Source organism: Pseudomonas sp. NPDC012596 (genome assembly GCF_042902325.1).
GTDB lineage: Bacteria > Pseudomonadota > Gammaproteobacteria > Pseudomonadales > Pseudomonadaceae > Aquipseudomonas.
In genome coordinates, this window is sequence record NZ_JBIBEB010000006.1 from 33,369 (window position 1) to 57,645 (window position 24,277).

Genomic DNA, 24,277 nt, shown 5'->3' on the forward strand with positions numbered 1-24,277 from the left:
CCAGGCCATGGCAGGCCAACGTTGCATTCGCTACATTTGCTGCAGTTCCCGGTGCGCCACAACAAGGAAAACCAATGCGCCACGAATTCAGCGAAGTGCTCAACGACCTGGTCGATTACTTGCTGGTCGGCGACATCCAGTTGCTCGACCGCTTCAAGCATGAACATGGCCTGCCCGACGACCTGGCCAGCGAATTCACCCATAACGACAGCGGTGACCAGGCGGTGCGCGAGGGTGTCGTGCTGCCTTTGGCCGGGGTCGACAACCTGCCCTACCACATCATCTTCACCCTCGATGGCGCCACCCCGGCCCTGCTCGAGCCGGGCAGCCGCCTGAAGCACCGGCGTAACGGCTATGTGCTGCAGGTCGAACACCGTGCGGTGATGGTGTACACCTGGCGCATCCTCCAGCATTTCACCAACAAGACCCTCGGCGACCTGCTGGCGCGCTACCAGGTGCCGGGGCGGCCGATCATCGAGCTGGAGAACGGCTGGTATGACGTCGAGGTGCTGGGGGGCGCAGTGGTGCGTGACGGTTTGTACGAGCCGGCGTTCGAGTTCGTGTTGACCAAGCGCTGGAGCCGGGGTGAAGCCAAGGACGTGGATACCGGCTACGCCTTCAGCTTGCGTGGGTATTTCGACTGACTGTGTTTTTCAATGCCGGCCCCATCGCCGGCAAGCCGGCTCCCACAGGTACGCCACTGCTTTGAAGGCTGGTGGAGTACCTGTGGGAGCCGGCTTGCCGGCGATGAGGCCCGAAAGCCCTACACGAGGCTCAAGTAATTTCCCGGTCCTTGGTCTCCGGCAGGAAGAAGATGCCCAGCACCGCCGTCATCACCGCGATTACAATCGGGTACCACAGCCCGTAGTAGATATCCCCGGTGGCCGCCACCATGGCAAACGCCACGGTCGGCAGAAAGCCGCCGAACCAGCCGTTGCCGATGTGGTACGGCAGCGACATCGAGGTATAGCGGATGCGCGCCGGGAACAGCTCCACCAGCCAGGCTGCAATCGGCCCGTAGACCATGGTCACGTAGATCACCAGGATGGTCAGCAGCAACAGCACCATCGGGTAGTGGATTTTCGCAGGGTCGGCCTTTTCGGGGTAGCCGGCCTCTTTCAAGGCCCCGGTCAAGGTTGCGGTAAAGGCGTCGCCTTGGGTCTTGAGCTCGGCCGCCGGCAGGCGGCTGCCATCGAAGCTTGGGATCACCCGTTCGCCAATGCGAATCTGCGCCACACTGCCGGGCTCGGCCTTCACGTTCTGGTAAGGGATTGCACGCTTGGCCAGCAGGCTCTTGGCGATGTCGCAGGAGCTGGTGAATTTGGCCTTGCCCACCGGGTCGAACTGGAACGCGCACTGGTCAGGGTCGGCGACCACCACCACAGGGTTCTGCTCCTGGGCGACGAACACGTCCGGGTTGCCGTACTCGGTCAGCGCCTTGAAGATCGGGAAGTAGGTCAGCGCGGCGATGATGCAGCCTGCCATGATGATCTTCTTGCGCCCGATGCGGTCGGACAGGCTGCCGAAGAAGATGAAGAACGGCGTGCCGATCAACAACGACCCCGCAATCAGCAAGTTGGCCGTCTGCGGGTCGATCTTCAGCGTCTGCAACAGGAAGAACAACGCATAGAATTGCCCGGTGTACCACACCACGGCCTGGCCGGCGGTGCCGCCGAGCAGCGCCATGATCACCACCTTGAGGTTCTCCCAGCGGGCAAACGACTCTGTCAGCGGCGCTTTCGACGCCTTGCCCTCGGCCTTCATCTTCAAGAACACCGGCGACTCGTTGAGCTGCAGGCGGATGTACACCGAGATCGCCAGCAGCAGGATCGACAGCAGGAACGGGATGCGCCAGCCCCAGGCTTCGAACGCCTCGGTGCCCATCGCTGTGCGGCAGGCCAGGATCACCAGCAACGACAAGAACAGCCCGAGGGTCGCAGTGGTCTGAATCCAGGCAGTGAAGAAGCCACGCCGGCCCTTAGGGGCATGCTCGGCGACATAGGTGGCCGCACCGCCATACTCGCCGCCCAATGCCAAACCTTGCAGCAGCCGCAGGCTGATCAGGATCACCGGCGCCGCCACGCCGATCGTGGCATAACTGGGCAGCAACCCGACTATCGCCGTCGACAGGCCCATGATCACGATGGTGATCAGGAATGTGTGCTTGCGCCCGATCATGTCGCCAAGGCGGCCGAACACGATGGCGCCGAACGGCCGCACGGCAAACCCCGCGGCAAAGGCCAGCAGTGCAAAGATGAATGAGGTGGTTTCGTTGACGCCGGCGAAAAAGTGCTTGGCGATGATCGCCGCCAGTGAGCCGTAAAGGTAGAAGTCGTACCATTCGAACACGGTACCCAGCGAGGAGGCGAAGATGACCTTGCGCTCCTCCTTGGTGATACCCCGTTGGGGCGCGCTACTGCCCGTGGATGCGCTGTCGAGAACCGCCATGGGTTGCCTCCGGATTGTGGTTATCGCAGGCCGGAGTACCTCACACCCATTTCACCGTCGCACCCAGGCCCTAGGGCTTGCTTTGGTTGCGCGAAGCACGACGAGGCGGGCCGCCTCGGATCGCAGCAAGGTATCTGAAGCATAATCGGCTTTGCCGGGATGTCCACTTGCCAGCACCTGCGAATGCCATTACCCCGGAAACTGCCGTACCTCAGCCGGCTGGCGTCTCACTTGCGCCGGGTCATACGGCCGGCTGCACTGGCCCTTTGAGCTCGACCTGGTTGCCATCAGGGTCGTAGCAATACAGCGACGGCCCCTCGCCCTCGGCGCCGTAGCGCTTTTCGGCAGGCTCCACGGCCACGCCGTTTGCTTGCAGATATGCCACCAGTGCCTGCTCATCGAACGGCTCGATACGCAGGCAGAAGTGGTGCAAATTGCGCCCTTCAGGCCCCGGCGCGGCGCCGCCTGGGCGGCCCAGCGGGCCATCGAGGGTGACCAGATCAATCATTGCAGTACCGTTGGCCAGGTGGACCATCCCCAGGTCGTCGCGCACCCTGCTCACCGTGCAACCCAGCAAATCGCGTTAGAAGGCCACGCTGCGTTGCAGGTCGCTGACCCGCAACACCAGGTGGTCGATGTGCTTGATGGCGAACGGTCGCATGCCGGATCTCCTTGTGGCGCGGGCGGGGTGTCGCGCCCCACCATAGCGCATCGGCAGGCCGGCCGACCATCACCCGTTACTGGTTGACCAGCCGCTGCAGCAGCCCACCCTCATGGCGCGCCAACACGCGCAGGATCTGATCGACCAGCGCACGGTCCGGTGCCTCCAAGTGAAAATGGTGCCCGCCTGGGTGCCAGGAGACCCGCGCATTGGCGGGCAATGACGCCTCGCGCCGTTCGAACGCCCCTGCGGTGAATGCGCCCTGCCGGCCGAACATCAGGTACAGCGGGCAGCGGATTTCCCTGAGCAAGTCACAGGCTTCCCGCTCGGTCAATGGCATGGGCTCTGGCAGCACTAGGCGCGGGTCGTGGCGCCAGCAATAGCCGTCAGCCAGTTGCAGCAGGTCACGCTGGGCCAGTACACGGGCGGCCTCCTCCGACAATTCACCATCCAGGCGGCGGCGCCGTTGCTGCATGGCCGTTTCGAGGTTGTCGAAGCGGCTAGCATCCGGCTCGCCGAAACGCTGCAACTGGCTGCGCTGGAGCATGCGCTTGAGCCGGTAGGCGCGGGCCAGGTGCTCTACCCGGCTGCCTTCACTGACGGTGAACGGCGCGCCCATGCCGTCGATAAAAATCATGCTGGCTATGCTGCTGGTCATGGCTGCCAGCAACGAAGCAATGCCGCTGCCCATGCCGTGGGCCAGCACATGGAATTGCGCCAGGCCGAGGCTGTCGGTGACCGCCAGCATGTCCTCGGCGTGCTCCCAGAGGTAGTAGCCACTGTCGTGGCGGCGGTGGTCGGAGCGGCCGTGGCCGACCAGGTCAGGGGCGACCACGAAGCAGCCGTCGAGCAAGGGGGCAAGCCGCTCGAACGACGCGGCATTGTCCAGCCAGCCGTGCAGGGCCAGCACAGGTATGCCGTCTTCCGGCCCCCAGGTGCGTACCGCTATTTCGATACCGTTGAGGTCAAGCAAATGATCCTTGGGGCTGCACGGTGAGCGCATTGTGATTCTCCTTGGCCCATGGTGTGCTTCACCCTCTCGCAGATGCGCCGTGGCTGCTGGCCCGCTACCGACCCAGACGTGCACGAGACCGACCTTCAAGCAGCCAGGCTGAGCCAAGTCACATTCGCCCTCACTGGCCGCGCAAGTCCTCGAAGAACACCTGCCGGCCATCCACCTGGCTGGAGGCCCGCGAAGCGCCCGGCGCCTCGCCCTGGGTGGCCTCGACATGCCAGTAACAGTGCCTGACCGCACGCGTCACCGCGACGTAGGCCAGGCGCTGCACCTCTTCCTTCTGCGCCGTGTCGAACGGTTGCGCGTCGCCCGAGCGGCCCAGCCCGGCCAGCCGGTACACCTGGTTCTTGTACGGTGAACTGGTGAGGTACTGACAGTCGCCGAGCATGAACACGGCATCGGCCTGCAGCCCCTTGGCGCTGTGATACGTCAACTGGCGCAGGCGGCGCTGCTCTGCAGGCAACGCCGCTTCGGCCTGCAGCACAGTGTGCAGGTGGTCGTTCATCAGGGCTTTGTCGCTGCCCTTGCGGTACAGCAACATCACCGACTCGCCGCGTTGGTAATGCTCGATGAGCGTCTCGCCCAGGGCGGCCTCGTCTCGGTCGAAGACCCTGACCGGCACGCCAGGCAAATCGGCGGCAGGCCCGCTGGCACGCGCCTTCTTGCCAGCAATGGCCGGGGTGCCCTTTACCAGGTGCTCAGCCGCATCGATCACCTGTTGTTGGCACCGGTAGTTGTCCACCAGCATCACCCGCGTGTTGGCCGGGGACGGGAACGCCTTGGTGAACTCCATGAAGTACTTGGGCGAACTGCCACGCCAGCCGTAGATCGACTGCCAGTCGTCACCCACGCACAGCAGCGAGGAATGCTGGGCGTTGCGGCCCGTGTGCATGCTCGGGCCACGGCGGCGGATCTCGGCGAGGCTGGCGCGCAGCCAGCTGACGATTTGCGGGGAGACGTCCTGGAACTCATCGATCATCAGGTGTGCCAACGGCCTGAGCAACGGGTCCGGCAGCAGTTGCAGGTTTTCCGGGTTGTTCTCACCGAACAGGGCGAACATGCGGTTGTAGCTCATCACCGGTGGCGACTGGTTCAGCAGGTGCGCCTCGAGGGCCTTCCAGTACAGCGCCAGGGCCTCGAAGAACAGCGCATCGCTGTCACCGGACGGGAAGCTCATGGCCGCCACGGCGCTGTTCACCTCCAGGCCCAGGTTCTCGATAAAGCTTGCCGCACCTACGAAGGCATCAAGCAACGGCGCCGGGGCCAGTTCGCCTTTGACCTTGTACTCGAAGCCCGGCCCTGCCACCGCATCGCCCGCCAGCGAAGCGGCCAGGCGCCGGGCCATGGCGTAGTTGTCCAGCCAGATCAGCGGCTTGTCGCAGAATGCCTGCAGCAACGTGCGCTTGACCGCCCATTCCGCACGCACTGCCAGCTTGGCGCCAGGGCGCTGGTATTGGGCGCTTTCAGACGGGTCGAAACCCAGCACCACCCAGGCATCCAGCCCCTCCAGGCGGCCATGCACGTGGAACCGGCTGCCGCGGATCTCGACCGTTTCGCGGCACGGCTCGATGCCTTTGATTGGCCACACGCCGGCAGCGAACCACAGGTCCTCGATCACGTCGCTCAGCTCTTCGTCGCGCTGGGCGGCCAGTTGCGTCACCTGCACGCGCTTCTGCACATCGGGGTGGTCCGGGTCCAGCGGTTTGAGTTGCAGGGCATCACGGCGCAGGTGCGCGACAATTTCGGTAAAGCGTGGGCTTTCGGCGAGCAGGTCGCGATAGCACAGGTTGAGCTGCTGACGCTGGGCGTCGTTCAGGCGCAAGTCGAATGGGTTGCTCTCGGCCTCCGCTTCGCTACCCGCAGGCATTTCGTTACCCAGGGTCTCGAACGCGCGCACCTGGCCGAACCCCGGCACGCTGCGCACCAGCGGCAGTATGCGCGAATGGAAGGTGCGCACGAGCTCGCGTGCGCGGGCGGGCGGCAGGTCGAGCTGCCAAAGCCCGAACACCTGCACCAGGCGCTTGATGAAGTCCTTGCGTGACTCACGGGTGAAGGTCACCACGGTCATCGCATCCAGCTCATAGCCCAGGTAATGGCGCAACAGCAGAATGCGCAGCACCAGCGAGGTGGATTTGCCCGCCCCGGCCCCGGCCACCACGCAGGTGGACGGTGTGTCGCTAAAAATCAGCTTCCACTGGGCCGCGCTGGGCTGGGCTTCGGCCGGCAGGCGCTGGGCGACGTCGGCCTTGAAGCGCTTTTTCAGCTCTGCAGACAGCGGCAGGCGCCAGTCGTCGAACAGATTATCGTCCTGGCCAGGCACCGCGGCGGTGGCCGGGCGAGCATCACGGATCACCAGCACCTGGCGCCCCGCCTCGTAACCTTCGACCCGCCCCTGCTCCAGGCCATCACGCAGCCCATCTGCATGGCCACTGCGCTGGCCGGTGGCGTGGCCAAGGAACCACGAATCGCGGTGTTGTGCCTGCAGGCGGCTGAGGCCACGGCCCAACAGCCGCGCGGCAAGGCGGCGCAGCCAGGGCAATTGGGCGGGCGGGGTCAGTTCGGCTGGGGCCTGGGGTTGCTCGTGGGCCACGGTCACTCCGTTGAAAATCGAATCAGCCTGCATGTTCGCCGCATCGGCAAAAAATCGCCAGCGAATGCTTGCAGATCAGTGGATTAGGCGATGAATCGCACATTTTACATTGTTATATTCAATCTACTAATTCGATTATATTTAGCCAATATTCACGCTTATTTTCGATCTTTTTTTGCAGCATCATGGCGCCATTCCACTGATTGAAGGAGCCCGACCATGCTGCAACTGCGACCGTTCGAAGGCCTCGGCCACGCCAACCACGGCTGGCTCGACGCGCACCACCACTTCTCGTTTGCCGAATACCATGACCCGGCGCGCATGCACTGGGGCAACCTGCGGGTATGGAACGACGACCTGATCGCGGCTGGCAGTGGCTTCCCGCCACACCCGCACCGCGACATGGAAATCATCACCTATGTGCGTGAGGGCGCCATTACCCACCAGGACAGCCTGGGCAACAAGGGCCGTACCGAGGCCGGTGATGTGCAGGTGATGAGTGCCGGCAGCGGCATCGTGCACAGCGAGTACAACCTGGAAGAGGTCGATACGCGCATTTTCCAGATCTGGATTGTGCCGGAGCGGGTTGGCGATGCACCGTCGTGGGGTACCCAGCCGTTCCCCAAAGGTGAGCGCGGCGAAGGCTTCGTGACCTTGGCCAGCGGCCGGGCCGGTGATGAGCAGAGCTTGCAGATCCGCACCGATGCGCGCCTGGTGGCGGCTACCTTGCAGGCAGGTGAGACGGCTGAATACCGCTTCGATGCCGGGCGCCGGGGTTACCTGGTGCCGGCCAAAGGGCTGGTGGAAGTCAACGGCTTGCGCGCCAAGGGCCGTGATGGCGTAGCGATCGAGGATGAGCAAGTGTTACGTGTAACAGCTATCGAGAACAGCGAGATCGTGCTGGTCGATGTGGCTTGAGTGTCGGGGGCCGCTGTGCGGCCCATCGCCGGCAAGCCGGCTCCCACAGGTATTGCACCGCTCTGCGGGCCACTGCTAAACCTGTAGGAGCCGGCTTGCCGGCGATGGGCTGCAAAGCAGCCCTCCTTCATCAGATCAATCAAGCAATTGCGGCATCCACCAACACCTGCGCTTCTGCCACCAGGCGCTGCAAATGCGCCTCATCGATAAAGCTCTCGGCGTAGATTTTGTAGATGTCTTCGGTCCCCGAAGGTCGCGCGGCGAACCAGCCGTTGGCGGTCATCACTTTCAAGCCACCGATGGCCTGGCCATTGCCCGGTGCATGGCTGAGGATCTGCTCGATCGGCTCGCCCGCCAACTCGGTCGACTTGACCTGCTCCGGCGCCAATTTGCTCAGCAGGGCTTTCTGGCGCGGATCGGCCTTGGCTTCCACACGGGTGGCGAATGGTTTGCCCAGCGCCTCGGTGAGGTCGGCATAAGCCTGGCTCGGATTGCGCCCCGTACGTGCAGTCATCTCCGCAGCGAGCAGGGCCGGAATCAGGCCGTCCTTGTCGGTCGCCCAAACCGAACCGTCCTTGCGCAGGAACGATGCACCGGCACTCTCTTCACCCCCGAAACCCAACGAACCGTCGAACAGGCCTTGAGCGAAGTACTTGAAGCCCACCGGCACTTCATACAGTTCACGGCCCAGGCGCTTGGTAACCCGGTCGATCAGGCCGCTGGACACCACCGTCTTGCCCACGGCAGCGTCGCTACGCCACTGCGGGCGGTTGCGGTACAGGTAATCGATGGCCACGGCCAGGTAGTTGTTCGGCTGCAGCAGGCCATCGGCGGTGACGATGCCATGCCGGTCGTGGTCCGGGTCGCAGGCGAACGCCACGTCGAAACGCTCGCGCAGGCCAATCAGGCCTTGCATGGCATAAGGCGAGGATGGGTCCATGCGGATCTGGCCGTCCCAGTCGACGGTCATGAAGCGGAAGGTCGGGTCGACCTCGGTGTTGACCACTTCCAGGTCCAGCTTGTAATGCTCGGCGATTGCCGACCAGTAGCGCACCCCTGCCCCGCCCAACGGGTCGACGCCCAGGCGTAGCTTGGCGCTGCGGATGACGTCGAAGTCGATGACGTTTTCCAGATCGGCAACGTAGTTGCTCACGTAGTCATGGCGATGGGTCGTCGGTGCCTGCAGCGCCTGGGTGTGGTCCATGCGCTTGACGCCGGCAAGCCCTGCGGCGAGCAGTTCGTTGGCCTTGGCCTCGACCCACTTGGTCACGTCGCTGTCGGCCGGGCCGCCATTGGGTGGGTTGTACTTGAAGCCACCGCTCTGCGGCGGATTGTGCGACGGGGTGATGACGATGCCGTCGGCCAGGCCATCTGTGCGGCCACGGTTGTAGCAGAGGATCGCGTGGGACACCGCCGGCGTCGGGGTGTACTCATCGTCTTTGGACAGCATCACCTGCACGCCATTGGCGGCCAGCACTTCCAGCGCGCTGGCAGCGGCCGGCGTCGACAGCGCGTGGGTGTCGGCGCCAATGAACAACGGGCCATCGATGCCCTTTTCCTGGCGATACAGGCAGATGGCCTGGGTGATCGCCAGTACGTGATCTTCATTGAAGCTCAGGTCGAACGAGCTGCCCCGGTGCCCTGAAGTGCCGAAGGCCACGCGCTGGGCCGCCACGGACGCGTCGGGGCGGCCAGTGTAGTAAGCGGTGAGCAGGCGGGGAATATCGACCAGCACGCTGGCCGGAGCCGGCTTGCCTGCCAAAGGACTGAGCGTCATGCAAAAACCTCGAGTTCAACGGATGTTGGAGTTTGAACACGCAGTGTACTGGGAGTTGCAATGCCATGCGAAGGGCTTGCCAGGGATTATTCGCTGGCCGTCTGCCACCAGCTGGGGAACATTTGCTGCACTCGCGCCTCGGCAAAGCGCTCATCGATCAACACCAGCACCCCACGGTCCTGGTCGCCGCGGATGACGCGCCCTGCGGCCTGGATCACCTTGCGCACGCCTGGGTAAAGGTAGGCATAGTCGAAACCAGCGCCGAACTGCCGCCCCAGGCGTTGCTTGAACTGTTCGTTCACTGGGTTGACCTGAGGCAGCCCGAGGGTGGCGACAAACGCACCGATCAGGCGGGTGCCGGGCAGGTCGACACCCTCGCCAAAGGCGCCGCCGAGCACAGCGAAGCCGACGCCCTGCCCATCCGGGGCAAAACGCGCAAGAAATGCCCCACGCGCGGCTTCATCCATGCCTGGCGCTTGAGCCCAGGTCGGTATCGCCGGATGCCGCTCGGCCAACAGCGCGTAGACCTGCTGCAGGTATTCGAAACTGCTGAAGAACGCCAGGTAGTTGCCCGGCTGGCGTTGGTACTGCTCGGCGATCAGCGCGACGATCGGCGCCAGCGATGCCTGGCGCTCGCGGTAACGGGTGGAGACCTGGCTGGCGATGCGCACTTCGAGCTGCTCGGCACGAAACGGCGCCGCCACTTCAAGCCAGGCAGTATCCGCCGGCATGCCCAGCAGGTCGGTGTAGAAATGCCGGGGGCTGAGGGTGGCCGAGAACAGTGTCACGCTGCGCGCCGCCTGCATGCGCGGGCCAAGCAGCCGTGCAGGCGTGACATTACGCAAGCACAGGCTGGCCAGGCGCCGCTTGCGCGGGCCTTCGCGCAGGCTCACATCGAACAGGAAATGCTCATCGAACAGTTCGGCAACACGGCTGAACTGCAGCGCCTGGAAGAAAAACTGCAGCACCTGCGCATCCACTTCAGTGGGCGTTTCGTTCAGGCGTTCCTGAATCAGGCCGATGCACTGCTGCAGCGCACGCAGAAAGGCGTCCGGTAATTGCTCGGTGGCCTGGTAAGGCGCGCGTTGCTCCTTGTACAGGGCATTCCACTGCCGATTGAGCCGGTCCAGCGCGCTGACCAGGCCATGCGGCTTGCTCTGGCGCAAAGCCATCAGTTGCCCCTGGTCAAGGCTGGCGCTGTACATGCTGCGGCCGCGCTCCACCAGGTTGTGCGCCTCGTCCACCAGCACCGCCACCCGCCACTGGTTGGCCTGGCTCAGGCTGAACAGCAAGGCGTGGGCGTCGAAGTAATAGTTGTAGTCGGCTACCAGCACATCCACCCAGCGGGCCATCTCCTGCCCCAGGTAATACGGGCAAACCTGGTGCGCCAGGGCAACTTCGCGCAGGCGGGCGCGGTCCAGCATCGGCAGCTGGGCAGCTGCTTCACGCGCGGCGGGCAAACGGTCGTAGAAGCCTTTAGCCAACGGGCAGGATTCGCCATGGCAAGCTTTGTCCGGGTGTTCACAGGCCTTGTCGCGGGCGATCAGCTCCAGGGTTCGCAACGCAGGTTGCGGCGAGCCGTCGCTGACCTGCTGCAGGGCGTCCAGCGCCAGTGCCCGCCCAGGCGTCTTGGCGGTCAGGAAGAACAGCTTGTCGAGCTGTTGCGGCACCATGGCCTTGAGCAGCGGGAACAGCGTGCCGAGGGTCTTGCCGATGCCGGTACTGGCCTGGGCCATCAGGCAGCGGCCGGTGCTGACTGCCTTGTACAGGGTTTCGGCCAGTTGCCGCTGGCCCTGGCGAAACTGCGGGTAAGGAAACGCCAGCGCCTGCAGGCCCAGGTTACGCTCGGTGAGCCGCTGCTCCTGGCCGTGAGCCCAAGCCAGAAAACGCTGGCACTGGGTTTCGAAGAAGGTTTGCAGCGTGGCGGCGCTGTAGTGTTCGCTAATCAGCGTCTGGCCATCGTTGTCGACATGCAGGTACACCAGCGCCACCTCGATGGCCGGCAACTGCCGCGCCTGGCACATCAGCCAGGCGTAGACCTTGGCTTGAGCCCAGTGCAGTTGGCGGTGGTTACCTGGCTGCCGGGCCAGGTCGCCACGGTAGGTCTTGATCTCTTCCAGGCGGTTGGCAACCGGGTCATAGCCATCGGCGCGGCCACGTACCTGAAGGCCCTGGTAGCTACCTTCGAGGGCAACCTCAGCCTCGTAACCAGCAGCACGCCGGGCCACTACCCGGCGATGCCCTTCGATACCCTCCTGGGCGGTGGGCGACGGGGTGAAGCGCAAGTCCAGGTCACCGACCTTGGCACTGAACTCACACAAGGCACGCACCGCTACCCGGTAACTCACGCTGCCTCGCTCCAGCGCACATGGCACACCGCTACCGGCAGGCCGTGCTCGGCGCAGAATTCCAGCCAGCGCAATTGGTTGTCTTGCAAGCGGTCGCCCGGCCCCTTGACCTCGACCATGCGGTAAAGGCCCTGCTCCGGCCAGAACTGGATCAGGTCGGGCATACCGGCGCGGTTGTTGCGGATGTCCTGCAACAAGCGCAGGAAGCAGTGTTTGAGGTGCGCGGCCGGCAGGCAGGCCAATGCCTGCGTGAGCAAGGCATCGCTGAGCATTGGCCAGAACACGAACGGCGATTGCAGGCCTTGCTTGGCCGCGTAACGGTCGAGAATGGCCTGGTGATGGGTACCGTCATCGAGCCGCCCCAGGCACGCGTCAAATTGAGCGGCGCGCCGTGCCTGGAAGTCACAGTCGTGCAAATCCTGGGGTGCGGCCTGGAAAGGGTTGAAAAAGGCACCGGGCACCGGGGCGAAGATCGCGTCCCAGCACAACAAGCCGAACAAGCTGTTGAACAGCGTGTTCTCGACGTAATGGACCTCACCACCGGCTTGTGCCAGGTGTTGCCGTACCGCCTCTTCGACACCAAGCGCTGCGTGCTCGCGCGGCAGTTCCAGCTCGATCACCGGCGCGGGCCTAGCGCGCCGGCGTGGCTGGGCGGGCCCGCCAAGTTTGCGCACCAGGCGTGGCAGCACGCGTTGCAGCGCTTGCACCTCCAGGGGGTTGGCCGGTGCTTCGGCCAGTTGCACGGCCAGCGCGTGGGCCTGTTGCCAGCGCTCGCTGCGCTCCAGCACACGCACCTGGCGAATACGCGCTTGCGCGTGGCTGCTCTGGGCATACACCGCAAGGGCCAGGTCCCACTCGCCCAGGCGTTCGCACTGCTGGCCGAGGGCAAACAGCAAGCGGCCGTGGCGCCGGGCCAGCCACGGGTTGTCACTGTGCCAGCCCGCCAACGCCTGGACAATCGACCCTGGCCGCTCCCCCTGTTCCAGGCGCTCGGCGCACTGGTGCAAGGCCAAGGCCAGGTCCACTTCGCTGCGCTGCTGCAAGGCGCGCGAGCCGGGGCTGAACGGCACCTGTTCGAAACGCAACAGGCCAAGGTCGGCAAGGACGAACTCCGACCAGTCCTGGTACAAGTTGCCGAAGAACAGCAAGCGCATGCGGTCGCACAGAGGCTGCAGGCACCATTGCACGATGCGCACCGGGGCCTGCGCAAACCATTCGGACAATGGCCTGGGCGCCGGCGCCAAAGCTTGAAGTTGCGAGAGCAGGTCGCTTTTGGCGGCGCGTGGGCGGCTCAGCAGCCCGGCGAAACCGCTGGCGAGCTCGTCCTTGCGCAGCAGGGCAAACAGCTGCTCCAGGCTTAACTGCTCGGGTTCGCGTACCCAGCCCAACGCCTCCAACGATTGCAAGGCGCTGCAGGTATCGCCGATTTCGGTGTACTCGAGGCGGTCACTGCGAAACAGCTCGCCCTTGCGCATCACCATGCGCACCATCAGGGCCTGGGCCGGCGCGTCCAGCCCGGCAAATGCCTGCATGAAGGCCAGCTCGTGCGGGTCGAGCAAATCGGCATAGCGTTGTTCAACCCACAGCAGCACCTGGCGGAAGTTATGCAGGTAATACAGCGGGTCATCGACAGAGTGGGCGATCACAGGGCAGGGTCAGGCTACGAGGGCGAGCACTGTTTATACATACAGATAACCCACCCTGGCAAGCGCCGTGGGTCAGGTCGGCAACCTGGCGACGGATGGCACTGCGAGCACTCAGAGCGACATGATCATTTCATGCCAGGCCATGCCGCCGTGGTCCGATGGCGATGGCTTCACATACTGGTAGCCCATCTTGCGGTAAAGCTCGACATGCTGCTCCTTGCACATCAGGTGGATGCTTTGCTTGCCCAGCGCTTTCATGTGCTGGATGAAGGCGTTCATCAGCACGGTCGCGTAGCCTTTGCCCTGATAGGCCGGGTCCACCACCACCGACATGATCACTACATTGGCGGCAGCCGGGTCATGCCCCACCAATTCCTTGAATGCTTCATCCGACATCACCACATCGTGGGCGCAACCGCTGTTGATGAAACCCACGACCTTGCCGTCGACCTCAAGGATGAGAAAGCCCTGCGGGTATTCGGTGATACGGGTCTGGATCTTTTCGAGGGTCGCGGCTTCATCGCCCTCGTAGGCACCGATCTCGATCGCGTAACAGCGTTCGGCATCCTTTGGAACGGGGTGGCGCAAGTGCGGCTGGCTCATGGGTTAGGCTCCTGAACAGGGATTAACAATGCCGCCATGATACGTGAGACGCCAGGCGGGGCGATCATGCTTCGCTTGCGACCTGCCGCCCGCAGCGCAGCTCCAGCGCCTGGCTCAACCTGAAGATGGCTTCGCGTAGCGCTTCTGGCGGGCCAGCCGTCCAGGCCAGGGCAAGGTAGTGCTGATAACGGCCCTGCACGCTGAACTGCGCCCCCGCCAGTACGTGCAATGCCGGGCCCGACAACCCGGCCACCACCCGATCCGACGGCATGGGCTGCAGCAGTTGCAGCCACAGGACGTGCCCGCCGTCTGGCATTTCATAGGCCACCTGCCCGCCCAGGCAAGCCTCCAGGTGTTGGCAGACCTGCTCCATGCGTAAACGCAGTTCCACGCGCCGCCGGCCCAATTGTTCGTCAACCTCGCCCTTGCCGAGCATCTGCGCCAACGCCTGCTGCCGCACGGGTGGGAGCTGGAAGGCACGCAGGGCAAAGACCTCGGCCAGGGCGCAATGCCTGCTCAGTACATAAGCATAAGGCGCCTCGGCGCCGACCAGCGCTTCCAACGAGCCCAGGACCAGCAAACAGCGAGGGTCGACCCAGTCGCGCAAACGGCAGCCCGGGGGTGCTGCGAAACAGTGCTCGCTGTCCAGGTCATTCTCCAGCAGCCACACAGGGTGACGGGCCAGCAAATGGGCAATCTCCCGCTGATCCTGCGGGGACATCAGCCGCCCCGTGGGCATGCTCAGGCAGGATGGCATGATCATCATGCGCACCGACTCACGCCCGAGCAGGCACGCCAGTCGGCGCAAATCAGGGCCGCCATGGTTGTCCAGAGGCACTTCCAGTACCTGCATGCCAACACGCTGCAAAACCCTCAACACGCGCCAGCAGCAAGGGGATGCGACCAGTACCGTGCTGCCCTGCAGCGCCAAACCTGCCAGCAGTGTTTCCAGCAACGCCTGCAGATCAGGGCCCAGGTGCACATCCTCGGCGTGCCACGATTGCCGGGATGATCGGGTGTAGCGTTCTGCCAACACATGGCGCAGGCGAATCTCACCCACGCCTTGCGCCACAGGCGACGCCCTGGCCCCCTGCCGCGCCAGCCTTCGCTCGTGCGCGAACAGCAGGCGCTCCATCGTGGGGTGCGCTGGCGCGGCGGCGTGCGATGGCGGCGTGAGGGGTGCGCCGGCCTTGCCGTCGGCCTGCACGAAGTAACCGGACTTGGGCACTGACAGCACGCGCCCTTCATGCTCCAGCAAGCCATACGCAGCCTGCACGGTGGCCAGTGAAACACGCAAACGCCTTGACAAGGCGCGCAGCGAAGGCAAACGCCGCTGCCCTCCCCTTGTGGTTTCATCGATCAACGTTTCGAGGTAGCGATACACCGTCTGATAGGCGAACTCACGCCTCATCAGAATCACGCCCCGCCGCCGGTCGCGCCGCCCCCTGCGGGCGGCCCAGTAGCGCCAGGTGCACATCGCGCCGTGCCAGGCTGGCCAGCAAGCGCCGCGCGCTGCGGTGCAAGCGCCCGTCATAGACCGCTCGTAACTGGGCAAGCGACAAGCCGCTGGTATTGACCAGCCAATCCTTGACCGCATCGGGGCAAGGTTTACCTTGCAAGGCGCGGTGCAGGTAGGGCAATGCCACCAGCATGTCGGCGTGGCGAGATTGCAGAAAGTGCTCAAGCCCGCGCCCGTGGTCTGCGATCGGGCTGTACAACATGCACAGAAGTTGCGTTTGTTCGACACCGTAGCCCTTGCTCAAGCTGGCCTGCAGCATTGGCTGCGGGCCGACGAGGTGCAGCGCTTGCCTGCCGCTTGCAGGCACCCGGCAGCGCGACCGCAGGTCATGCAACTGCGCCAGGGCCAGCGGGTCGAGAAAGGCCGCCAGTGGCGTGGCCTCCTCTGCCGGTTCGAAGCGGCATTGCATCATCGCATCCAGTTCACCTTCGCCCAACAGCTGGGGCAGCAGGTCGTCGATGGCGATAAGCCGCGTGGGCAGCGCGGCCACCTGATCGCCACCCAGCGTGCCGGGTTCCAGAAGCGGCATGCCGGCCGTATCATGCAACTGGCTCATGTGTGCAGCGAGGGTCGCCATGCACAGGTGCAGGCTTGCCGCCCCTCCACCCCCTGCCAGGCGCAGCGCCCTTCTGGCCCAGGCCAGGTAACGCCGCCGCTGGGGCAGAGGGATGGGGGTGACCCACGCATCAACAATCGGCTCCCCCTCGAGCACCTGGCGCAGGGTAGCGGCAAGCTCAAGGTGCATACGGCTACCCAGCAGCGCTTCCGGGCGCCCATCCACGAGGTGACCGAAGAGCAGCAAGGCATCGCGGGCCAACATCCAGGGCTTGGCCGCTGCCGACGGCCGACGGCTGAAAGCCACCACCTCGTCGGCGTCGACCATCTGCAGCTGCACCCTCGGATCGTCATGCATGAACAAGGCATTGAAGCTGCGTTCATGGTGTTCCAGCAGCGCGCCGCTGGCTGCAGGCAGGCACACCACCACCACCCGCAGCTGGAAGGTGACCGGCGCACGCAGGGCGATACTCAATTGTGCGGCGCGCAAGATTGCCAGCAGGTGGGCGCTGCGGCGATCGCTGCCCTGCAGCACCAGCAACCTGAAGGTGCCGATATATTCCGGCCCACCTGCAGCCACCAGTAACCGCTGAATCAACAATTGCAGCGAGGCACGCTGGGCCTGGGACATATGGTTCAACAAGCGTTCCAGCACCTGTTGGTGGATATAGTGCATCGCCTGGTCGTGAATATTGCTCACGTATCACCTCACAACTTCATTCATCCGCCGCACCTCGTGCACACTTGCATTAAAAGCGATAAGACGAAGCACGTTTGAAGAAATTTCCTACAAACATTTCGGAAACATTGAAGTGACAAACTACTGTCGCCAAGCCATTGAGCGCAAAGATCCCTGCCGCATGTTCGCTGCCGCACCAAACCGTCGCCCACCGCGGGTTCCCACCTTCATTCCACGCTCCTTGCGTCAAGTATCATTGCGCCATTATCAAGCGTTGACAAACGATTAGAAGATACAGATGCCGGTAAAAAAACCATTCAGCCAAAGTGAAAACTACTGTGCACTTATCACCACTTCCATTCAAATCATAAGATTTTTCAAGGCATGTAAACGCACCTGCACGATTGGCATTAATTAGGCAAGCTCACATGTAAATTCATGTTAGGCGCCCCTGATCAAAGCCATAAAAAAACCCGAGCCAGGCCCGGGTCATTTCGCTGCAAACGTGCTTCAGTTCGGCTGCATGTCCAGCACCACCCTGCCACCACAGGGGCACTCATCCATATATCGGTGGGCTGCTACCACCTGATCGAACGGGTACACCTTGATGATCTGCGGTGTCAGCAACTGATCGGCAGTGAACTGGTTGATATCGCGCAAGGCACGCTGCAAGGCCACCTGGTCCTGGCTGATGCCCAGCTCGGGCTTGCCGGTGAAGTTGCCGATGCAATGCACATAGAACTGGATGTTCTTCTGGAACGCCGCACAAGCCGGGAACGGCGTCTGGTTGCCCCCTTGCAGGCCATACAGCACCAAGCTGCCACGCGGCGCGAGCACGTCACCGAGCAGCGACATCTGCGGGCCGCCCATGCCATCGAGAACCATGTCCACGCCGCGGCCGTCGGTATATTTGCCAACCTGCAGGAGCAGGTCCTGCTCTTCGGTGACGATCACCTTGTCAGCACCCAGGCCCAGCAGGTACTCGCGCTGCTCCGGCTCCTTGGTCGCGGCAAACACCTTGAGGCCAAGGGCCTTGCCCAACTGCACGAAAGCAGGCCCGGCACAATGGCTGGCATCGGTCACCAGCGCGGTCTGCCCGGCCTTGGCCCGGGCCAGGTCCACATAGGCAAAGTAGGCGATCAGCAGCGGCGTGTAATGCACACTGGCTTCGATCGGCGAAAGAATGTCCGGGTAACGGGTGATGGCCGTGCGCGGCAGGACGATCACATCGCCATAAACCGGATGTTCGTTGGCGCTGGTGGCCGGGAAACTGGCAACACGGTCACCCACTGCGATGTCATCGACGCCTTCGCCGACCGCCGTCACCACGCCAGCCATCTCGTGGCCGATGCCCGCCGGCAGGCGGGCCTGGGAAGGTGCCAGGTTCTGCCGCCAGAGCACGTCGTACCAACTCACGCCGATTGCCTCGACGCGAATCTGCACCTCGCCGACAGCCGGGGACGGTTCGGCCTGCTCCTCACAGCGGAGCACATCGGCAGCGCCGAACTTATGGAACCGGATCATGCGGGACATCGCATACCTCGCCTTTGTGAATCTCGTATTACCACGGACTTTATCCGGGCTTTTGCCGTTAGACCATCAGTGGCTATTAATAGTCGACATGCCTGTCATCGATTGGGCACCTCACATTCCTGTGCATTGGCCCCCATAAATCGGTGCAGGGTAACAGCCTTTGGCCTTAAGATTCACCCCTGCCCCACTTTAGGCGAAGCGCACCGATGAATCGAAACGACCTGCGTCGTGTAGACCTCAACCTGCTGATCGTGTTCGAAACCCTCATGCATGAGCGTAGCGTGACCCGCGCCGCCGAGAAGCTGTTCCTCGGCCAGCCGGCCATCAGCGCGGCCCTGTCGCGCCTGCGCAACCTGTTCGATGACCCGCTGTTCGTGCGCACCGGCCGCAGCATGGAACCGTCGGCCCGCGCGCATGAAATCTTCGCCCTGCTGTCGCCGGCGCTGGACTCGATCTCCACCGCCGTCAGCCGCGCCGCCGAATTCGACCCGGCCACCAGCAGCGCGGTGTTCCGCATCGGCCTGTCGGACGACGCCGAATTCGCCCTGCTGCCGCAATTGCTCAAGCGCATCCGCGCCGAAGCGCCCGGCATCGTGCTGGTGGTGCGCCGGGTCAATTACCTGTTGATGCCAACGCTGTTGGCTTCAGGCGAAATTTCGGTGGGCGTGAGCTACACCAGCGAGCTGCCTGCCAACGCCAAGCGCAAGGTGCTGCGCCGCAGCAAGCCAAAACTGCTGCGCGCCGACAGCGTGCCTGGCAGCATCACCCTCGACGACTTCTGTGCACGCCCACACGCCCTGGTGTCGTTCGCTGGCGACCTGTCGGGTTTCATCGATGAAGCGCTGGAAGAAATCGGCCGCAAGCGCCATGTGGTGCTGGCAGTCCCGCAGTTCAACGGCCTGGGCAGCCTGCTCGGCGGCACCGACATCGTGGCCACCGTGCCGGACTACACCGCCGATGTGTTGACCGCTGCGGGCGGGCTCAGGGCTGAGGACCTGCCGATGGAGGTGCGCAGTTTCGAACTGCACATGGCCTGGCGCGGTGCGCAGGACAATGACCCGGCGGAGCGGTGGTTGCGGTCGCGGATTCAGATGTTCTTTGGCGACCCTGACAGTCTGTAGGCGTCGTCGGGCAGGTTGTATAGCTAGTCATTTCTGCGCTTCCATTGACCATGGAGGTCCATCCATTTCCAGAGAATTTCGACACCAGGGGCATATCGCTGGTGCTGACCTCGATCCTCTGCGAAGCATACGACGCCTGGACTTCACCCCGGCCGAGGCGCTGTACGCCGCCACCAACGTCGGCGCACGGCTGATGCCCAAGGGCGAGACCCTCGGCACGCTTGAACCGGGCAAACAGGCCGACCTACTGATACTGGACGGCTCGCCCCTGGACGACATTCGCATCCTCCAGGATCGCAGTCGCCTGCTGGCCGTGTACAAGGCCGGCGAGCCGGTGCGCCTGCAACGCACGGGCTACAACCCCAAACAGGATACCGAGGGCCATGTCCTGGGCGCGATCGGCGCCAGTGGCGACACCTCGGACAACGACGAGCGCTGCGCCCTGCTGGCCATCGAAAGCCACGGGCTGCTCGCAGATACCGGTGACCATCAGCCCTGATCCAGCACCGCGGCCTGCTCCGTCAGCACCCGGCGAAGCCAGGCCAGGGCGGGGGCAGAGGCTTGCTGCGGCTGCCACTGCAGGACTTGCGAGGCCACCGGAAAGACAATGGGCGACGCCAGCACGCGCACGGGGTAACGTCGCGCCAGCGCCTCGGCCTGGCGGCGAAACAGCGTGGCAATACGCGGCGTGCCAACGACGAATTCAGCCATCAGGCCAAAGCTCTGTAATGCCACATCGAGTCGCCGTTCGATACCCATCTCGCGCAGGTGCTGGGTATCCAACGAAAGGTTCTGGCCATGGCTGAATTCGCGCACCACGTGCCCGGCCGCACAGTAATCGGCCAGGCTCAGGCCCTGTTGGTAGCCGGGATTGTCTGCGCAGACGATGCAACACAGCTCATCCTGGAGCAGCGAGGCGTGGGGGTAGCGCGGGTTGACGCGCGGCTGCGGTACGATCACCAGGTCGCTGCGGCGATAGTCCAGCGCCTCGGCCACCACATCGCCGTCACGCGGCAGCGGCAGCGGCAGGTCACGTACCACCAGCGACACACCGGGCGGGGTCGAATGCCGCCGACATCTCCACCACTTCGCCCGCCAGGCTCAGCACCTCGCGCACCTTAGGCGCCAGTTGACGCGCCAGGGCACTCGGCTCGAGGCCTCGCCCTACCGGCAGCAACAGCGGGTCCTGAAAGTGCTCGCGTAAACGGCCCAGTGCAGCGCTGGTCGCTGACTGGCCAAGGTTGAGGCGCTGCGCAGCACGGCTGACGCTGCACTCTTCGAGCAGCACATCCAGGGCGACCAGCAGGTTTAGATCAAGACGTCGATAGCGCATGAGCACGCTTATACGCGAATGCGCCAGGGCAAGAATGCGTATTTCGCGCTGGCAGGTATCGCCTGGCGCGATACTTGAACTGGATTTGCTGTTGGGAGACTGCGCGCAGTCACCACCCCTGAACCACCGGCGAAAACACCGAGTCGTCGCCGTGGAACAGCGGGTTGAGGTCTAATAATTGGTGTTGTGCCTTTCTCCATCTATCCAGTAGCGAAAAAAGCAAAGTATTCTGCGAGCTTGTTTAGTTATTAGCTCCGTCGGTACCCTGGCGATCGAGCGCTTCCTACGTCCGGTCTGCTTCCAGAATTACCCGGACGAGTTACTGCCCCCGGCGCTGCAAAATGCCAATCCGCTGGGGATATTGCGATGAGTAGACGGTGAAATGCGCCGCTCAAGCGTGGCAGATTGATCAGCTCCATTTGAACTCTCAGGGCATCTGAAACCGCACTCTATTTCTGCATTCCAGGTACTCGCAATGCGTCAGCTGACAACGCGTCGCGTATTCGAGCAACGGAGCTTGCAGTGATCGGCACTCCGGAGTTGCCCCAGGCACCTCGGACAAAGTTCAACACCTGGGCCACCTCATTGTCACTCAGGCGCCACCCCAGCGGCGGCATGCTGAACGACGTCGCTGCGGCGTGGGTCGAAGGCAATGTCCCGCCTTCAAGCACCAGGCGAATCAACGATTGCGGATCGTCGACATTCAGCACAGGGTTAGCGGCCAATGCAGGAAAGACCTGCGCGTAGCCCTTGCCGTCACTGCGGTGGCAAGCCATGCAGTTATCGGCGTAGAGCCTTGCGCCCAGGGTCGGCGTCAGGCCGTCATGCAGTGCCTGATAGGTGGCAGGGTCCGCAACGTGAGGGCGATCGTCCGGGTCGAGCGCTGGCAACTGCTTGAGGTATCGGGCGATCGACAACCGGTCTTCATCGGTCAGATACTGCAGGCTGTGCACCACCACTTCACTCATACTGCCGAAGACTGCCGCTTTGTCCGTTCGCCCGGTCTTGAAAAAGTCGACCAGCTCAGCCTCGCTCCAGCTTCCCAGGCCGTGTCGATGATCCCCCCTGAGGTTTTTTCCGACCCACCCTTCCTGCGCGTCACCACCTGCGAGAAATGTCTCGCCTTCGCTTGCGCCGAGGGCTTTTTCCTGCAGGGTGAACGCACGCGGCGTATGGCAGGCGCCGCAATGGCCGAGCCCTTCTACCAAGTACGCGCCCCGCGCAAGCACAGGGTCTTGCGTCGGCGTGTCAGCAGCAGCCGTGTCGACGCTTGGTGCGAACAGGTTGCGCCACACATGCAGTGGCCAACGCATCGATAGCGGCCAGGGAATGTTCGGGGCCTGAGTAGCTTGGGTCACCGGCGTGACACCGTGCATGAAGTACGCGTACAGCGCCTGCATGTCTTCATCGGACACCCGCGCATACGACGGATAAGGCATCGCCGGATAAAGGCTGTAACCGGCCTTGGCGACGCCATGGCGAACAGCCTTGTCAAAGTCCTCGAAACGGTATGTCCCGATACCGGTTTGACGGTCCGGTGTGATGTTGGTGGAGTACACCACGCCAATCGGCGTTGCCATCGGCAGGCCGCCGGCAAACGGCTTGCCATCCTTGGCAGTGTGGCAAGCGACGCAGTCCCCCGCTCGTGCCAGATAACGCCCCTTGGCAACCAAGGGGTCTTCGCCAGCGTGCGCAGCTGTAGCCAACAAACCCGCATAGGCCAGCAATGAGATGAGGTATTTCATATTTGCGTACCTCATGCTTGCACCATCGGCCCGGGGTTGGGCAGGTAGTGCTCACGGATGTGGTGCGCGGCCCAATAGGTCAAGGCCCCCACCAGACCGGTCGGGTTATAGCCGAAGTTCTGCGGGAATGCCGAAGCGCCCGTGACGAACACGTTATGTACGTCCCAGCATTGCAGGAATCGGTTGACGACACTGGAGGCGGGGTCGCTGCCCATTATCGCGCCACCCGTGGTGTGGGTACTCTGATAGACCCGGGTGTCGTAATGACTGCCGGGCTTCTTGGCATTGTTCTCGACGCTGCCACCGAGCACCTCGGCGATACGCTGCGCCTTGTCCACGGTGTACTGGGTCATCTTGAACTCGTTGTCGTGCCAGTCGAAGGTGATGCGCAGCAGCGGCTGGCCGTAGGCATCGCGGTAGGTCGGGTCCAGGCTCAGGTAGCTGTCGCGATAGGCCATGACCGAACCTTGAGCGTTGATGCTCATCAGGCGTTGATAACTGTCCTGGGTCGCGGCTTTCCAGCCCTTGCCCCACTTGGGCGCAGCCTTGGGTGTGGTCGCCTGGCCGATGGGGCGCCCACCGGTGCGGTTGTGACGAATGTTCGCCCCGCCAAGGAAGCCCAGCGGCGCGTGGTCGAAGTTGTCACCGTTGAAGTCGTCGATGGCCTGGCCACCGGCACCGGCGCCAATGAACGGATTGAGTTGCGTGCCCTTGGGCAGCATCACGCTGACACCGCCATTCATCTGGTACGCATAGTTCTTGCCCACCACCCCATCCCCGCTGACCGGGTCATAGGGCTTGCCGATCCCCGACAGCAGCAACAGGCGCACGTTGTGCAGCTGGAAGGCCGTGAGGATCACCAGTTGCGCGGGTTGCTCGACCTCGCGGCCCTGGGCATCGATGTAGGTCACCCCAGTGGCCAGTTTGCCGCTGCTGTCGAGGTTGACCTTGATCACCTGCGCCTGGGTTTTGACCTTGAAATTCGGACGTTTGAGCAGCACCGGCAGGATCGTGGTCTGCGGCGAGCCTTTGGAATACATGTAGCACCCGTAGTTCTCGCAGAACCCGCAGAAGTTGCACGGCCCCATGCGCACACCGTAGGGGTTGGTGTACGGCTCGGAGGCATTGGCGGCAGGAATCGGGAACGGCTCGTAGCCCAGTTCGCGTGCGGCCTTGGCGAACAACTGCGCGCCATACACATCTTTCAGCGCTGGCAGTGGAAACTCGCTGCTGCGTGGTGCTTCAAAACGGTTGCCACCCTTGACCACGGTGCCGTTGAGGTTACCGGCCTTGCCAGCGATCCCTGCAACCGCTTCGAAACGGGCAAAGTACGGCTCGAGCTCTTCGTAGCTGACGCCGAAGTCCTGGATCGTCATGCCCTGGGGGATGAAGTGCTTGCCATAACGCTCTTCGTAATGGCTGCGCAAGCGCAGGTCACTCGCCTGGGCGCGCCAGGTCAGGCCGTTCCAGTGAAAGCCCGAGCCACCGACACCGGTGCCGAGCAGGATCGATCCATGCTGGCGGTACGGTACCGCGACACCGCTGATGTTGTGCCGGAACGTGACCGTCTCGCGGGCCAGGTCCTGGTAAAGCTTGCCGCGCACGGTGTATGCCAGTTCGTCGATGACGTTGGGGTAGTTCGCCGTGGTGGGCGTGTCCTGCATCTCGCCGCGCTCAAGGGCCAGTACCTGCAGGCCCGCGTCGGTCATTTCCATGCCCATGATCGAGCCAGTCCAGCCCAGGCCGACCAGCACCACGTCCACCGGGGGATGTTTGATCGCCATGT

At 63.5% G+C, this 24,277-nt stretch carries 17 protein-coding genes and 4 pseudogenes; 6 read left to right on the forward strand and 15 right to left on the reverse strand.

The window, feature by feature from the left end:
* Positions 1-74: 74 nt before the first annotated feature.
* Positions 75-644, forward strand: a complete 570-nt coding sequence (locus ACFY68_RS09335; protein ID WP_387525961.1) for a hypothetical protein — start codon at positions 75-77, stop codon at positions 642-644.
* 130 nt (positions 645-774) lie between these two features.
* Here the strand turns inward: ACFY68_RS09335 and ACFY68_RS09340 are convergent, their stop codons facing one another.
* The 4 genes and pseudogenes from ACFY68_RS09340 to ACFY68_RS09355 form a co-directional block, all read right to left on the reverse strand.
* Positions 775-2,448 (reverse strand): MFS transporter, encoded by a 1,674-nt coding sequence (locus ACFY68_RS09340; RefSeq protein ID WP_346615994.1) that lies wholly within the window; start codon positions 2,446-2,448, stop codon positions 775-777.
* Between the two features lie 241 nt (positions 2,449-2,689).
* Positions 2,690-3,109, reverse strand: a pseudogene (locus ACFY68_RS09345) (VOC family protein).
* 76 nt (positions 3,110-3,185) lie between these two features.
* Entirely contained in the window at positions 3,186-4,112 is a 927-nt protein-coding gene (locus tag ACFY68_RS09350) for an alpha/beta fold hydrolase (RefSeq protein ID WP_387525965.1), read from the reverse strand.
* Between the two features lie 130 nt (positions 4,113-4,242).
* Positions 4,243-6,747 (reverse strand): UvrD-helicase domain-containing protein, encoded by a 2,505-nt coding sequence (locus ACFY68_RS09355; protein WP_387525968.1) that lies wholly within the window; start codon positions 6,745-6,747, stop codon positions 4,243-4,245.
* Between the two features lie 186 nt (positions 6,748-6,933).
* Between ACFY68_RS09355 and ACFY68_RS09360 the strand changes: the two genes are divergently transcribed.
* Complete coding sequence (locus ACFY68_RS09360; protein ID WP_387525971.1) at positions 6,934-7,632, forward strand: pirin family protein; 699 nt, start codon at positions 6,934-6,936, stop codon at positions 7,630-7,632.
* Between the two features lie 139 nt (positions 7,633-7,771).
* On the opposite strand, the gene pgm is transcribed toward ACFY68_RS09360, so the two are convergent.
* From pgm to ACFY68_RS09395, 7 genes are all read right to left on the reverse strand, one after another.
* Entirely contained in the window at positions 7,772-9,409 is a 1,638-nt protein-coding gene (pgm, locus tag ACFY68_RS09365; protein WP_387525974.1) for a phosphoglucomutase (alpha-D-glucose-1,6-bisphosphate-dependent), read from the reverse strand.
* 86 nt (positions 9,410-9,495) lie between these two features.
* Complete coding sequence (locus tag ACFY68_RS09370; RefSeq protein ID WP_387525977.1) at positions 9,496-11,757, reverse strand: ATP-dependent DNA helicase; 2,262 nt, start codon at positions 11,755-11,757, stop codon at positions 9,496-9,498.
* Complete coding sequence (locus ACFY68_RS09375) at positions 11,754-13,403, reverse strand: VRR-NUC domain-containing protein (protein WP_387525980.1); 1,650 nt, start codon at positions 13,401-13,403, stop codon at positions 11,754-11,756. The genes ACFY68_RS09370 and ACFY68_RS09375 overlap by 4 nt, the downstream gene beginning before the upstream one ends.
* A 111-nt stretch (positions 13,404-13,514) precedes the next feature.
* The gene (locus tag ACFY68_RS09380; RefSeq protein ID WP_387525983.1) at positions 13,515-14,006 is read right to left on the reverse strand and encodes a GNAT family N-acetyltransferase; all 492 of its coding nucleotides are present in this window, start codon (positions 14,004-14,006) and stop codon (positions 13,515-13,517) included.
* A 64-nt stretch (positions 14,007-14,070) separates the two neighbouring features.
* Positions 14,071-15,417 (reverse strand): aminotransferase class I/II-fold pyridoxal phosphate-dependent enzyme, encoded by a 1,347-nt coding sequence (locus tag ACFY68_RS09385; RefSeq protein WP_387525986.1) that lies wholly within the window; start codon positions 15,415-15,417, stop codon positions 14,071-14,073.
* The gene (locus tag ACFY68_RS09390; protein ID WP_387525989.1) at positions 15,407-16,780 is read right to left on the reverse strand and encodes a hypothetical protein; all 1,374 of its coding nucleotides are present in this window, start codon (positions 16,778-16,780) and stop codon (positions 15,407-15,409) included. Before ACFY68_RS09390 ends, ACFY68_RS09385 begins: the two co-directional genes overlap by 11 nt.
* Positions 16,781-17,269: 489 nt before the next feature.
* A complete protein-coding gene (locus tag ACFY68_RS09395) occupies positions 17,270-18,292 on the reverse strand; it encodes a zinc-dependent alcohol dehydrogenase family protein (RefSeq protein WP_346616005.1) in 1,023 nt (340 codons plus the stop codon).
* A gap of 206 nt (positions 18,293-18,498) precedes the next feature.
* Between ACFY68_RS09395 and ACFY68_RS09400 the strand changes: the two genes are divergently transcribed.
* The 3 genes and pseudogenes from ACFY68_RS09400 to ACFY68_RS09410 all read left to right on the forward strand — a co-directional run.
* Complete coding sequence (locus ACFY68_RS09400; protein ID WP_387525992.1) at positions 18,499-19,413, forward strand: LysR family transcriptional regulator; 915 nt, start codon at positions 18,499-18,501, stop codon at positions 19,411-19,413.
* Between the two features lie 127 nt (positions 19,414-19,540).
* Positions 19,541-19,783, forward strand: a pseudogene (locus ACFY68_RS09405) (amidohydrolase family protein); the annotation flags it as partial.
* A pseudogene (locus tag ACFY68_RS09410) lies at positions 19,781-19,912 on the forward strand (heme-binding protein); the annotation flags it as partial. The pseudogenes ACFY68_RS09405 and ACFY68_RS09410, both read left to right, overlap by 3 nt.
* Here the strand turns inward: ACFY68_RS09410 and ACFY68_RS09415 are convergent.
* Complete coding sequence (locus ACFY68_RS09415; protein ID WP_387525995.1) at positions 19,903-20,454, reverse strand: LysR substrate-binding domain-containing protein; 552 nt, start codon at positions 20,452-20,454, stop codon at positions 19,903-19,905. The pseudogene ACFY68_RS09410 and the gene ACFY68_RS09415 overlap by 10 nt on opposite strands.
* Positions 20,444-20,746: a LysR family transcriptional regulator gene (locus ACFY68_RS09420; RefSeq protein ID WP_387525998.1), complete on the reverse strand. Its 303-nt coding sequence runs from the start codon at positions 20,744-20,746 to the stop codon at positions 20,444-20,446. The genes ACFY68_RS09415 and ACFY68_RS09420 overlap by 11 nt, the downstream gene beginning before the upstream one ends.
* Positions 20,747-20,996: 250 nt before the next feature.
* Here ACFY68_RS09420 and ACFY68_RS09425 point away from each other — a divergent pair.
* Positions 20,997-21,116 (forward strand): annotated as a pseudogene (locus ACFY68_RS09425) (hypothetical protein); the annotation flags it as partial.
* Positions 21,117-21,195: 79 nt separating this feature from the next.
* On the opposite strand, the gene ACFY68_RS09430 reads toward ACFY68_RS09425, so the two are convergent.
* Both ACFY68_RS09430 and ACFY68_RS09435 read right to left on the reverse strand, forming a co-directional pair.
* Positions 21,196-22,491 (reverse strand): cytochrome c, encoded by a 1,296-nt coding sequence (locus tag ACFY68_RS09430; protein WP_387526001.1) that lies wholly within the window; start codon positions 22,489-22,491, stop codon positions 21,196-21,198.
* A gap of 11 nt (positions 22,492-22,502) precedes the next feature.
* Positions 22,503-24,275 (reverse strand): GMC family oxidoreductase, encoded by a 1,773-nt coding sequence (locus ACFY68_RS09435; protein WP_061202347.1) that lies wholly within the window; start codon positions 24,273-24,275, stop codon positions 22,503-22,505.
* Positions 24,276-24,277: the final 2 nt, after the last annotated feature.